Source organism: Thermus arciformis (assembly GCF_900102145.1).
Taxonomy (GTDB): Bacteria; Deinococcota; Deinococci; order Deinococcales; family Thermaceae; genus Thermus; species Thermus arciformis.
Genome location: NZ_FNBC01000032.1, coordinates 15,756 through 27,346, shown reverse-complemented (window position 1 = coordinate 27,346; position 11,591 = coordinate 15,756). Strand labels below are relative to the sequence as shown.

The 11,591-nt window shown below is 69.3% G+C and carries 11 protein-coding genes and 1 pseudogene; 2 read left to right on the top strand and 10 right to left on the bottom strand.

Annotation, left to right across the window (positions count from 1 at the left end):
• The 5 genes and pseudogenes from BLP62_RS10345 to nth form a co-directional block, all read right to left on the bottom strand.
• Positions 1–300: pseudogene (locus BLP62_RS10345) on the bottom strand (IS982 family transposase); the annotation flags it as partial.
• A 168-nt stretch (positions 301–468) separates the two neighbouring features.
• Entirely contained in the window at positions 469–1,998 is a 1,530-nt protein-coding gene (locus BLP62_RS10340; protein ID WP_176758199.1) for a DEAD/DEAH box helicase, read from the bottom strand.
• A gap of 71 nt (positions 1,999–2,069) precedes the next feature.
• Positions 2,070–3,281, bottom strand: a complete 1,212-nt coding sequence (locus BLP62_RS10335; RefSeq protein ID WP_093008283.1) for a molybdopterin molybdotransferase MoeA — start codon at positions 3,279–3,281, stop codon at positions 2,070–2,072.
• 6 nt (positions 3,282–3,287) lie between these two features.
• Positions 3,288–4,430, bottom strand: a complete 1,143-nt coding sequence (locus tag BLP62_RS10330) for an MFS transporter (RefSeq protein WP_093008282.1) — start codon at positions 4,428–4,430, stop codon at positions 3,288–3,290.
• Between the two features lie 27 nt (positions 4,431–4,457).
• A complete protein-coding gene (gene nth, locus BLP62_RS10325) occupies positions 4,458–5,120 on the bottom strand; it encodes an endonuclease III (protein ID WP_093008281.1) in 663 nt (220 codons plus the stop codon).
• Between the two features lie 14 nt (positions 5,121–5,134).
• Here nth and BLP62_RS10320 point away from each other — a divergent pair, with 14 nt between their 5' ends.
• Positions 5,135–5,500: an ASCH domain-containing protein gene (locus BLP62_RS10320; protein ID WP_093008280.1), complete on the top strand. Its 366-nt coding sequence runs from the start codon at positions 5,135–5,137 to the stop codon at positions 5,498–5,500.
• Here the strand turns inward: BLP62_RS10320 and BLP62_RS10315 are convergent.
• Positions 5,466–7,202, bottom strand: coding sequence for a GNAT family N-acetyltransferase (locus tag BLP62_RS10315; RefSeq protein WP_176758197.1), 1,737 nt, complete (start codon positions 7,200–7,202; stop codon positions 5,466–5,468). The genes BLP62_RS10320 and BLP62_RS10315 overlap by 35 nt on opposite strands.
• Positions 7,203–7,271: 69 nt before the next feature.
• Entirely contained in the window at positions 7,272–8,705 is a 1,434-nt protein-coding gene (gene proS, locus BLP62_RS10310) for a proline--tRNA ligase (protein ID WP_093008278.1), read from the bottom strand.
• Between the two features lie 32 nt (positions 8,706–8,737).
• Between proS and BLP62_RS10305 the strand changes: the two genes are divergently transcribed.
• Positions 8,738–9,955 (top strand): 2,3-bisphosphoglycerate-independent phosphoglycerate mutase, encoded by a 1,218-nt coding sequence (locus BLP62_RS10305; protein ID WP_093008277.1) that lies wholly within the window; start codon positions 8,738–8,740, stop codon positions 9,953–9,955.
• Here the strand turns inward: BLP62_RS10305 and BLP62_RS10300 are convergent.
• The 3 genes from BLP62_RS10300 to BLP62_RS10290 are packed head-to-tail and all read right to left on the bottom strand — an operon-like array spanning position 9,952 to position 11,581.
• The gene (locus tag BLP62_RS10300; protein WP_093008276.1) at positions 9,952–10,929 is read right to left on the bottom strand and encodes a DHH family phosphoesterase; all 978 of its coding nucleotides are present in this window, start codon (positions 10,927–10,929) and stop codon (positions 9,952–9,954) included. The two genes, BLP62_RS10305 and BLP62_RS10300, sit on opposite strands and share 4 nt — an antisense overlap.
• A gap of 12 nt (positions 10,930–10,941) precedes the next feature.
• On the bottom strand, positions 10,942–11,361 hold the full coding sequence (locus tag BLP62_RS10295; RefSeq protein ID WP_093008275.1) for a PIN domain-containing protein: 420 nt from the start codon (positions 11,359–11,361) through the stop codon (positions 10,942–10,944).
• Positions 11,345–11,581, bottom strand: a complete 237-nt coding sequence (locus tag BLP62_RS10290; protein WP_093008274.1) for a toxin-antitoxin system HicB family antitoxin — start codon at positions 11,579–11,581, stop codon at positions 11,345–11,347. Before BLP62_RS10290 ends, BLP62_RS10295 begins: the two co-directional genes overlap by 17 nt.
• Between the last annotated feature and the right edge of the window lie 10 nt (positions 11,582–11,591).

Sequence of the window (11,591 nt, the reverse complement as noted above, 5' to 3'; positions counted from 1 at the left end):
CTGGGCCTGGTGGAGGTGCTTCCAGACCTGGGCCAGGAGGTGGAGGAGGGGGAGAAGGAGGGGGTAGAGGGCGTGGAGCCTGCGGTTGAAGCGGCTTGGGGAGGGGACGTGGGTGAAGAGGCCGAGGTCTTTGGCGAGGGCCAGGGCCTTGTTGTGCTTGCCGCCGAACTCTAGGGCGGCAAGGAGGGCGAGGGTGAGGATGGCGGAGGCGGGCGTTTTGGCTTGGGGGTCATCCTTGTAGCCCATGGCTTGCAGGGCGTCGTCTATAATGCAAAAGGCCGCTATGAGACGGGAAAGCATAGCGGCCACTATTTTTTCAGATCCAGGGGATAGGTAGCAACTTGGGTTACGGTAAACCTCGTTCCCTCCCTGTACCTTCGGACCCCTGGGGGGAGGGCCTAGGCCCGGAGGTCTTCGTGGTAGACCTGGGCGTAGCGGGCGAGGAGGAGGCGGCCTTGACCCCCGCGCCTAGACCCGGCTACGGCCACGGGGGCGGGAAGGGCCTTCCACAAGGCCCTCCACCCTCTTGGCGGGCTCCAGGTGGAGGCCCGGGACCTCCGGCTTGCCCTCGGGGCGGAGGTCCACGTAAAAGCCCCCCTCGGCCTCGGCGATCTTGCCCACCTCGAGGCCCCGCTCCTTGAGAAGGGCCACGAGCCGGGGCAGGGAGAGCCTCGGCCCCGTGGCCCTGTGGGTGCGCCAGCCCTCCTCCCCGGTGAGGAGGCTCTTCTCCTTGGGGGCCCCGCCCAGGAGGAGGGCCATGAGAGCCGCCACCACCTCCACCCTTCCCTCGGCGAAGAGCCTCCCGGCGAAGTCCAGGTAGAGCTTGTAGTCCTTCTCCGGAACCCGGGCCAGGCGGGCCAGGAGGTGGTGCCACTTGGCCTCGAGGACCTCCTCGGGGGTGGGCGGGTTCACCCGCTTGAAGGTGCGGCCCACCGCCTTTTCCAGCTCGGCAAGCTCCCGCTTCTCCCGGGGCCCGTAGAGGATCACCACCTCGCCTCCCCGGCCCGCGCGGCCTGTGCGCCCGGAGCGGTGCTGGTAGGTCTCCGGCTTGTCGGGGAGGCGGTGGTGCACCACCAGGTCCACCTCGGGGATGTCCAGGCCCCGGGCGGCCACGTCCGTGGCCACCAGCACCCGCACCTCCCCCTCGCGGAAGGCCCGCATGACCCGCTCCCGGTCGCTCTGGGAGAGGTCCCCGTGGATGGCCCTGGCCGCATGGCCCAGGCGGAGAAGCCCCGTGGCCACCTCCTCGGTCTCGGCCTTGGTGCGGGTGAAGACGATGGCCCGCTTGGGCGCCTTCACGTAGAGGAGGTCGGAAAGGAGGCCCAGGCGGTCGGAGGGGGCCAGGATGGCCTCCTCCTGGTAGGTCACCCCCTCCTCCCGCACCACGTTGATGACCACGGGGCTTCGCATGTAGCGCTCGGCAAGCCGCCGGGCCCAGGAGGGAAGGGTGGCGGAGAAGAGGAGGGTCTGGCGGGAAGGGGGCGTGGCGGAAAGCAGGGCCTCCACCTCCTCCTCAAACCCCATGGAGAGCATCTCGTCCGCCTCGTCCAAGACGGCGATCTCCACCCCGGAAAGGTCCAAGACCCCTTGCTTCAGGTAGTCCAGGGCCCGCCCCGGGGTGGCCACCACCACGTCCGCCCCCCGGAGAAGCTCTTCCTTCTGCTTGGCGTAGCCCGTGCCCCCGTACACCGCGACCACCTTCAGGTGGGGGGCCACGGCCTGAAGCTCCCCGGAGACCTGCAGGGCGAGCTCCCGCGTGGGGGTGAGGACCAGGGCCCTGGGCTTCCTTCCCTTTTCCCGGCTCGGGGAGAGCCTCTGGGCGATGGGCAGGGCGAAGGCCAGGGTCTTGCCCGTGCCCGTGCGGGCCTGGCCGATGAGGTCCTTGCCCTCCAGGGCCAAAGGCAACGCCGCCGCCTGGATGGGGGTGGGGGTGGTGAGGCCGCGCCCGTGGAGGGCCTCCAGGATCTCCTGCTTCAGGGGAAAGTCTTTAAACTCCATGCTCTGCCTTTCCGGGCCCACCCGCGCCCGAAAAGGGAGGTAGCGCCCGTAAACCTTCCCAGCTTAGTGAACTAAGGCACGAAAGTCAAGGGGATGACCTCCACCTCCTCCCCCTCCCGGGCGTCCTGGTCCGGGGGAAGGACCACCAGGGCGTTGCCGAAGGCCATGGAGCGGAGGACCCCGCTTGACTGGTTCCCCGTGCTCCGCACCGTCCCTTCGGCCAGGGAAAGCACCCCCCGGCGGAAGACCTTCTTCCCCTTGGCCCCCTTGAAGGGGGTTAGGGCCCGGGCCTTGAGGCGGCCGTAAGGGGGGTCGGTGCGCCCGAGGAGCCAGAAGAGGAAGGGCCTCCCGTAGAGGAAGAAGGTGACCATGCTGGAGACGGGGTTTCCCGGAAGGCCGAGGACGGGAAGCCCCCCTAGCCTGGCGAAGAGAAGGGGCCCCCCGGGCTGCTGCCGCACCTTCCAGAAGACCACCTCCCCGTGGCGCTCCAGCACCTTGCGCACCACGTCGTACTCCCCCATGGACACCCCCCCCGAGGTGAGGAGGAGGTCCAAAGGCCCCGCCTCCCCAAGCCGCCCAAGCACCGCCTCGGGGTCGTCCGGGACCTTGCCCAGGAGGACGGGCTCCCCGCCCGCCTCGAGGACCAGGCCCAGGAGGCTGTAGGCGTTGGAGTTGTACACCCCGCCAAAGGGCAGGGGCTCCCCCGGCTCCACCACCTCGTCCCCGGTGGAGAGGATCCCCACCCGGGGCCTCCGGAAAACCTTGAGGCGGGAGTGCCCCATGGCCGCCGCCAGGCCGAGCCTCCCCGGGGTGAGGAGGTCCCCCCGCCTCAGGTACACCTCCCCCCGCCGGAGGTCATCCCCCTTGGGGCGGATGTCCTTGGGGGAAGCGGGGGCGAAGAGGAGAACCCAGTCCCCTTCCCGCCTCGTGTCCTCCACCCGCACCACCGCGTCCGCCCCCTTGGGGACGGGGGCCCCGGTGTAGACGGCCACGGCCTCCCCCCGCCCCACCTCGCCGGGGAAGGGCCTGCCCGCCGGGGCCTCGCCGATCACCTTAAGGCGCACCGGGGTTTCGGGAGAGGCCCCCAGGGTGTCCTCCGCCCGGCAGGCGTAGCCGTCTACGGCGGTGTCGTCCTGGTCCGGGTGGTCCACCAAGGAGGCGAGGTCTTCGGCCAAAACGCGGCCAAAGGCCTCCCTTAGGGGAAGCTCCTCCACGGGAAGCCCTCCTTTGGCCTCGGCGAGGACCAGCTCCAACGCTTCCTCCACGGAGAGGTTCGTTCGCATCGGACCTCAGTCTACCCGCTCAAGCCCCCGGAAGGCCCAGGGCCAAAGGAGGATGCCCAGGGTGTAGAGGGCCAGGGTCCCCCCGAAGAGGAGGTCAAAGGCCTTTAGGCCCAGGGCCTCCTGCACCGCTCCGGAAAGGGCACTCGCCAGGGCGAAGAGGAGGCTCCAGAGGGCGCTTTCCAGGAGGAAGAAGCCGGGGCGCTCCTCCTCGGCCAGGTAGTCCATGACCAAGGCGGCGTACACGGGCCCGGCGGCGTTCATGAGGGCCCCCCGGATGAGGAGGGCCAGGGTGACCAGGGGAAGCCAGGGGGCCCAGGCCAAGGCGGTGAGGAAGGGCAAGGAGAGGGCCTGGACGAAGACGATGGCCCCAAGCCGCCCAAGCCTCTGGACCAGGAGGGGCTGGAGGAGCATGGCCGCCCCCGTGGCCAGGGAGGAGAGGGCGAAGACGAGCCCCGTGGCCCCGTAGCTTAGGCCGAACTTCTCCTTGAGGAAGAGGTTCAGGAAGGGGATGACGAGCCCCGCCCCGAAGCCGATGACCACCTGGGGCAAAAGGAGCCTGAGCCACACCCGCACCCGGCCCCAAAGGCGGGGGGGCTTCCCCTCCCCCGTCCCGGGGGAAAGGCCCCGCACCAGGGGGAAGGAGAGCAGGAAAAAGGGCAGGGCGAAGAGGAGGACCCACCGCGCCCCGAGGAGGTCCGAGAGGTAGCCCGCAAGCAGGGTGGAGAAGAAGCCGCTCGCCGTGGTCAGGGCCGCCTGCAGGCTGAAGAGGGCCACCCGCCTTTCCGGGGGCGCAAGCCGGGCCATCAGGGGGGCCGCCGTGCCCTGCAGAAGGGCCCCCGCCAGGCCGTAACCCGCCAGGGAGGGGAAGACCAGGACCCCGAGGCCCAGAAGGAGCCCGCTCGCCACGGCGAGGAAAAAGGACAGGTAGAGGCTTTTCAGGTAGCCGAGGCGGGGGATGAGGTAGGCCAGGGGCAGGGCGAAGGCCACCCCGGAGAGGAGGACCACCGCCTGGGCCAGGCCGATGGCCTGGCGGGAGAAGCCCAGGGCCTCGAGGTGGAAGTTGAGGAAGAAGTAGACCAGGTTCCCCCCGAAGGACCAGAGGAAGCTGGCGAGGACCAGGCGGTGGGCGGGCGAAAGGCGTTCTCCCACGGGTTTCTCCAAAAAGGGCCCGGCCCCCTAGGCCTGGCGGCTCGGGCAGTGGGGCGCGAGGACGCAGGCCCCGCAGCGGGGCCTCCTCGCGGTGCAGACGTAGCGGCCGTGGAGGACGAGGGCGTGGTGGACGAAGACCCAGTCCTCCTTGGGGAAGAGGGCCTCGAGGTCCTTCCCGATCCTCTCCGGGGCCTTGGCCTCGGAGAAGCAGAGCCTCTTGGCGAGGCGGGCCACGTGGGTGTCCACGGCGATCCCCGGCACCCCAAAGGCCGCCCCCAACACCACGGTGGCCGTCTTCCAGCCCACCCCGGGAAGGCGCATGAGGGGCTCCTTCTCCTTGGGCACCTCTCCCCCGTACTCCTCCAAAAGCCTCCTCGCCAGGGCCACGAGGTTCTTCGCCTTGGTGCGGTAAAGCCCGATCCTCCGGATGTAGGGCTCCACCTCCTCGGGGGTGGCCGAAGCCAGGGCCTTGGCGTCGGGAAAGCGGGCGAAGAGGGCCGGGGTGGCCTCGTTCACGCTTTTATCGGTGGCCTGGGCGGAGAGGACCGTGGCCACGAGGAGCTGGAAGGGGCTATTGTGCCTAAGCTCCGTGCGGGCCCCGGGGTAGGCGGCCTTGAGGGCCTTTAAGACCTCCCGGGCCCGGGCCTTCTTCTCCTTTGGCCCTTCCTTCGGGCACGCCACGCCCCCCACTCTACAATGAGGGGATGGAAAGGCCCAAGCTCGGCCTCATCGTCCGGGAGCCCTACGCCAGCCTCATCGTGGACGGGAGGAAGGTCTGGGAGATCCGCAGGCGCAAAACCCGCCACCGGGGGCCTTTGGGCATCGTCGCCGGGGGGTGGCTCATCGGGCAGGCGGACCTCGTGGGGGTGGAGGGACCCTTTAGCGTGGAGGAGCTTTTTGCCCACCAGGAAAAGCACCTGGCGGAGGAGGCCTTCCTCCGGGCCTACGCCAAGGGCGAGCCCCTCTACGCCTGGGTCCTGGAAAACGCCTTCCGCTACGAGAAGCCCCTCCACGTGCCCAGGTGCCCGGGCCGGGTCATGTTCGTGGACCTCTCCGAGGTACGGTGGTAAGCCCCCCGTAGCCCACGTAGACGAGGAGGTCGGGGTCCAGGGCGGCCACCACCTCGGGCCGGTGGGTGGCGGCCACCAGGGTAACCCCCGCCTCCCGGCAGAGCTTCCCCAGGCCCAGGGCCACCCGCCTCGCCGTGGGCACGTCCAGGTGGGCGGCGAACTCGTCTATGAGGAGGAGGTCGGGCCTTTCCGCAAGGAGGAGGGCCAAGCGGAAGCGCTCCCTCTGCCCGGTGGAAAGCTCCTTGGGCCTTGCCCGGTAGAGCACGGCGTCGGAGAGGCCCACCCGGTTCAGCACCTCTATGGCCGCCCCCACGTCCTTAAGCTTCCGGTACAGGGCCTCGAGGATGGGCGCCTCCCCCAGCTCCACCTCCACCTCCCCGGGGATGTAGGCCACCCGCCTCCCCGGGGGAAGGGCCACCTCCCCGAGGTCCGGAAGCTCCCCCAGGAGGAGGCGGAGCAGGGTGGTCTTCCCCGCCCCGCTCGCCCCCGCCAGGACCGCGAGGCTTCCCGGGGGGATCTCCAGGCTCGCCCCCCGGAGCACCACCCGCTCCACCACCCGGGCCTTCACCCCGAAGGCGAGGAGGGCCTCCTGAACCTCCCGGGAAAGGCCCCCTAGGTCCAGGTGGCTCCGGTAGGCCTTGTGGACGCCGGCAAGGCGGATGGGGCCAGGAAGCCCCGAAACCCGCCCGAACCGGGGCCTATAGAGCCTCCCCCCGTGGGCACGGGCGTAGGGGTCCTCCCGGAGGAAGCGCTCCAGGTGGGCCTCGGCCTCCTCGGTGAGGGGGTAGAAGAGGACGGGCCTCCCCGAGGCGGTGTCAAAGAGGTAGCGGAAGCCCACCTTCTCAAAGAAGGGGTGGTAGCGGGCCATCTGGGCGATGGTGTAGACGAGGTGCTTCTCCCGCCTCCCCTCGGGGGCCCCCCGCTCCCTCGCCCACTCCAGGGCCACCCGCACGAGAAGGGCCCCGAAGCCCTCGGAGCGGTAGTCGGGGTGGACCACCACCCGGGCGATGCGGCTGGCAGCCGTCCTCACCCGGTCCAGGGCCTTCTGCCAGTCGGCCCCGCCCTCGTAGGTGGGGTGGAACCAGTCCCGGGGGAAGATCCTTTCCCGGATGTCCCGCTCCACGCCCCCGGGAGTCCTCCGGTGCATCCGGGGGATGGGGGGGTCTAGGCGGAGGTAGCCCAGGATCCTGGGCTCAAAGGGAAGCCGCTCCGCAAGCTCCAAAACGAGGAAGCGGCTCGCCGGGGTGGAGCCCCGGATCTCCTTAAGCCTCGCCTCCCCGCCGCAGTCGCAGAGGGGCTTGGCGTTGGCGGGGATGGTCTTCCGGCACTCGGTGCAGACCCAGAGGGCCACCACCTCCTTCTCCGAGGCGTAGTGGAACTGCTCCAGCTCGGCGATGGCCTCAAAGTCGCTTTCATAGGTGGCCTCCCGCGCCTTCAGGCGGTAGCGGTAGGCCTCGCCCCCCAGGGGGCTTTCCCGCACGTGCTCCAGGGTCTTGGCGAAGGGGGGCCAGAGGGGGAAGGTGGCCTCGAGGGCGTACTCGTCAAAGCCGAGGACGGGCTTCTTGAACTCGGTGCGAAGCCTCACCCACTCCCCGGGCCTCAGCCACTTGGCCGCGTCCCCGCTCATGCGCAAGGTCACGCCCCCCTCCAGGAGGACCTCCCCGTACCAGCGCCAGTAGACCCTCCGCCCTAAGACGCGCATCGTGCCCCCATGGTACCCCATAAGGCTCGGGACACCCCTTGAAGGGTGTCCCGGAAACGCCCTTTTCCCTCAGTACGCCTTGGCGAAGACCACCCGCTTGCCGTAGGCGGAAGGCCTCCCGCAGCGGACGCAAAGGCCCTCCTCCGCTTCGGCCTCAAAGGGCACGCAGCGGGTGGTGGCGGTGGTCTCCTCCTGGATGAGCTTCTCGCAGGCCTTGTCCCCGCAGTGGAAGGCCAGGGCGAACCCCTCCTGCACCGCCTCCTTGAACGCCTCGTAGGTGTCCACCTTGCGGGTGTGGGCCTCCCGGAAGGCCAGGGCCCTTTGGTAGAGCTCCTCGTGGAAGGCGTCAAGCCTCCTGGGCAGGGCCTCGGGGAGGGTGGCGAGGGGCAGGGTCTCCTTGCCCCCGAGGCGGCTCGCCAAGACCGCCTGGCCCCCTTCCAGGTCCTTGGGCCCGAGCTCCACGCGGAAGGGCACCCCCTTGAGCTCCCACTCGTGGAACTTGTACCCCGGGGTGTAGTGGTCCCGGTCGTCCAGGTGGACGCGAAGGCCCTTGGCCAAAAGGGCCCGGCGGAGGTCTTGGGCGGCCTCGAGGACCCTTTCCCGGCTTTCCTCCTTGTAGATGGGGACGATGACCACCTGGATGGGGGCGAGGCGGGGCGGGAGGACGAGGCCCTTGTCGTCCCCGTGGGTCATGACGATGGCCCCGATGAAGCGCCAGGAGAGGCCCCAGCTCGTGGTGTGGACGTACTTCACCTGGAGGTCCTTGTCCTGGAAGGTGATGTCAAAGGCCCGGGCGAAGTTCTCCCCCAGGTAGTGGCTGGTGCCCGCCTGGAGGGCCTTGCCGTCTTTCATCATGGCCTCAATGGTGGTGGTGTAGACGGCCCCGGCGAACTTCTCCTTCTCGGTCTTCAGGCCCTCAATCACGGGGATGGCGGCGTACTCCCGGGCGAGGCGGGCGTAGACGCCAAGCATCCTCCGCACCTCTTCCTCCGCCTCCTCCCGGGTGGCGTGGGCGGTGTGCCCCTCCTGCCACAGAAACTCGCTCGTGCGGAGGAAGGGCCGGGTGCGCAGTTCCCAGCGCACCACGTTCCCCCACTGGTTCAAAAGCTGGGGCAGGTCGCGCCAGCTTCGGATCCACTTGGACCACATGTAGCCGATGACCGTCTCCGAGGTGGGCCGCACCGCCAAGGGCTCCTCCAGCTCCTCGCCCCCCGCGTGGGTGACCACGGCGAGCTCGGGGGAGAACCCCTCCACGTGCTCGGCCTCCTTCTTGAGGAAGCTCATGGGGATGAAGAGGGGGAAGTAGGCGTTCTGGTGGCCCGTCTCCTTGAACATGCGGTCCAGAACCCCCTGGATGTTTTCCCAGAGGGCGTACCCGTAGGGGCGGACCACGATGGTGCCCCGCACGGGCCCGTAGTCGGCGAGCTCGGCCCTTTGGATGACCTCGAGGTACCACTCGCTGAAGTCTTGGCTCTGGGGGGTTAGGCCCTTCTCCTTCGCCATACCCGCCCATCTTACCCTAGTAAAATGGCCCCATGGACCTCTTCCCCGTCTTCAAGGAGCTCGCCCAGAAGACCCCGAGCAAGATCCTCCTCATCGTCTTGGACGGCGTGGGGGGGCTTCCCCTGGAGCCGGGGGGGCCCACGGAGCTCGAGGCCGCCAAAACGCCCAACCTGGACCGCCTGGCGGAGGAAAGCGCCTTAGGCCTCCTCACCCCCGTCTACCCCGGCCTCGCCCCGGGCTCCGGCCCCGGCCACCTGGCCCTCTTCGGCTACGACCCCTTCCGCTACGTGGTGGGCCGAGGGGCTTTGAGCGCCTTGGGCCTCGGGGCCGACTTCCGGGAGGGGGACGTGGCCCTGAGGGGGAACTTCGCCACCCTGGCGGAGGGCAAGGTGGTGGACCGCAGGGCGGGAAGGCCCTCCACGGAAGAAAACCAGAGGGTCATCGCCAAGCTCAAGGAGGCCATCCCCCGCATAGAGGACGTGGAGGTCCACTTCTACACGGAAAGCGAGCACCGCTTCCTGGTGATCCTGCGGGGGGAGGGGCTGGAGGACCGGGTGACGGACACCGACCCCCAGAAGACGGGCCTGCCCCCCCTAAAGGCCCAGGCCCTGGACGAGGCCTCGGAGAAGACGGCCAGGATCGTCAACCTGCTTTCGGAGAGGATCCAGGAGGTCCTCGAGGACGAGCCCCGCATGAACGGGGCCCTCTTCCGGGGGGCCTCCAAAAGGCCGAGCTTCCCCCGGATGGGGGAGGTCTACGGGCTCACCCCCGCCGCCATCGCCAGCTACCCCATGTACAAGGGCCTCGCCAGCCTGGTGGGCATGGAGGTCCTGCCCGTGGAGGGGGAGGGGGACGCCCTGGAGGGGAAGCTCAAGGCCCTAAGGGAGAACTGGGGGCGGTACGACTTCTTCTACTTCCACGTGAAGAAGACGGACGCCATGGGGGAGGACGGGAACTTCTGGGGAAAGGTGGAGAAGATTGAGCGCTTTGACGCCCTCCTCCCCGAGATCCTCTCCTTGGGCCCGGACGTCCTCGCCATCACCGGGGACCACTCCACCCCCGCCCTCCTCAAGGCCCACTCCTGGCACCCCGTGCCCCTCCTCCTCAAGGCCCCCTACCTGCGGGCGGACGAGGCGAGGCGCTTCACGGAGAGGGAGGCCCAAAGGGGAAGCCTCGGCCACCTCCGAGGGGTGGAGCTCATGCCCCTCCTCCTCGCCCACGCGGGGAAGCTCCTCAAGTACGGGGCCTAGAGGTACCCCGCCCGCGTGAGCTCCTCCCGAACGGCCTCGAGGACCTTCTCGTAGGCCTGGTCCAGGTCCAGGCCCTTCAGGGTGGCCCCGGCGGCGGGGACGTGCCCGCCGCCCCCGAGCTTTAGGGCGATGTTCTGGGCCGAAACCCCGCCCCGGGAGCGGATGGAGACCTTCACCCCCTCCTCCCGCTTGCGGAGGAAGACCGAGACCACGCTGCCCTCCACGTAGCGGATGAGGCCCACGAAGTCGTCGGAGTCCTCCTCCTCCCGCCTGGCCTCCTCGGGGAGGTGGGCGGTGACGAGGAGCCCGCCAAAGTGGAAGGCCACCGTGGAAAGGACCTGCCCCATGAGGCGGAAGTAGGAGGGGGGGCGGAACTGGAGGCGGTCGGTGAGCTCGGCGAGCTTCACCCCGTAGCCCAAAAGCTCCGCCGCCACCCGAAGCACCTCGGGGGTGGTGTTGGCGAAGCGGAAGTTGCCGGTGTCCGTGAGGATGCCCGTGAGGACGGGGGTGGCGATCTCCGCCGTCCACTCCACGCCCAAGAGGTCAATGAGGTCCTTCACCATCTGGGCGGTGGCCGCCTTGGAGGGGTCCACCACGTGGAGGTGGCCGAAGCGGGGGTTGGTGCCGTGGTGGTCTATGTTGATGACGAAGCCCTCCACGGGGACCCCCACCACCCTCGAGGGCTCGGCGCTGTCCAAGGCCACCAGGGTGGCCCCGGGAGGAAGCTTCTCCACGGGGTCGGAGTACTCCTCCTCCTTGGGGAGGAAGCGGAGGAACCGCGGGGGCTCGGCGACCCAGCGGGCGTCCTTGCCCAGGGCCTTGAGGGCCCGGTAAAGCCCCAGGGAGCTTCCGATGGCGTCCCCGTCCGGGTCCACGTGGGTGGCGATGTAGATGGGGCCCTCCACCGCCTTCAGGACCTCGGCCACCAGGCGCATCTTTTCCCAGTACTGGGGTTCGGGAGCGTTTCCGTCCACGAAGCCAGGGTATCACGCAAAGGGGTTCTTTACCCGCACCCCTCCGTAGGAAGCGGGGTGGAGGTCCTCGCTCCACACCACCTTGGCCCCCAAAGCCTTGGCGCTTTGCAGGACCATGGCGTCCCAGAAGGCGAGGCGGTGCCGCTCGGAAAGAAGGGATGCGGCCAGGACATCCTCCAGGGTGGGCAGGTGCAGGCGGGCCTTTCCCAGGTCCGCCAGGATCTGCCTGGCGGTCTCCCCGTCCAGGGGCTCGGCGATCTTGCGGGTGACCACCACATAAAACTCCTGGAGCACCTGCAGGGAGAGGGCTAGCCTTCTCTCCAAAAGAAGCGGCTCCAGAAGGGCAAGGGCCCGCGCCCTTTTCCCGGGCGAGGAGAGGTCGTAGGCGTAGACCAGGACGTTGGTGTCCACGAACTCAAGCCCCGCGGGCATGCCGCTCCTCCCGGGGGGGCAAGGGCTCGCCCCCGGTCCGGTAGAGCCCCCGGCGCATCCAGGAAAGCTGCCGGGCAAGCGCCTCGCCCTCCTCGCCCCCCACGGCCTCCCGCAGAAGGGCCTCCACGAAGGCATTGAGGCTCTTTCCCCGGCGCAGCGCCTCCTCCTGGGCCCGGCGCACCAGGTCCTCGGGAAGCCTCAGGGTGAGGTTCCGGCCCACGGCCCCAGTT

Coding starts and splice junctions, on each gene's coding strand:
- BLP62_RS10340 (WP_176758199.1), bottom strand. CDS start 1,998: ATGGAGTTTAAAGACTTTCCCCTGAAGCAGGAGATCCTGGAGGCCCTC.
- BLP62_RS10335 (WP_093008283.1), bottom strand. CDS start 3,281: ATGCGAACGAACCTCTCCGTGGAGGAAGCGTTGGAGCTGGTCCTCGCC.
- BLP62_RS10320 (WP_093008280.1), top strand. CDS start 5,135: ATGGAAAGGCCCAAGCTCGGCCTCATCGTCCGGGAGCCCTACGCCAGC.
- BLP62_RS10315 (WP_176758197.1), bottom strand. CDS start 7,202: ATGCGCGTCTTAGGGCGGAGGGTCTACTGGCGCTGGTACGGGGAGGTC.
- proS (WP_093008278.1), bottom strand. CDS start 8,705: ATGGCGAAGGAGAAGGGCCTAACCCCCCAGAGCCAAGACTTCAGCGAG.
- BLP62_RS10305 (WP_093008277.1), top strand. CDS start 8,738: ATGGACCTCTTCCCCGTCTTCAAGGAGCTCGCCCAGAAGACCCCGAGC.
- BLP62_RS10295 (WP_093008275.1), bottom strand. CDS start 11,361: ATGCCCGCGGGGCTTGAGTTCGTGGACACCAACGTCCTGGTCTACGCC.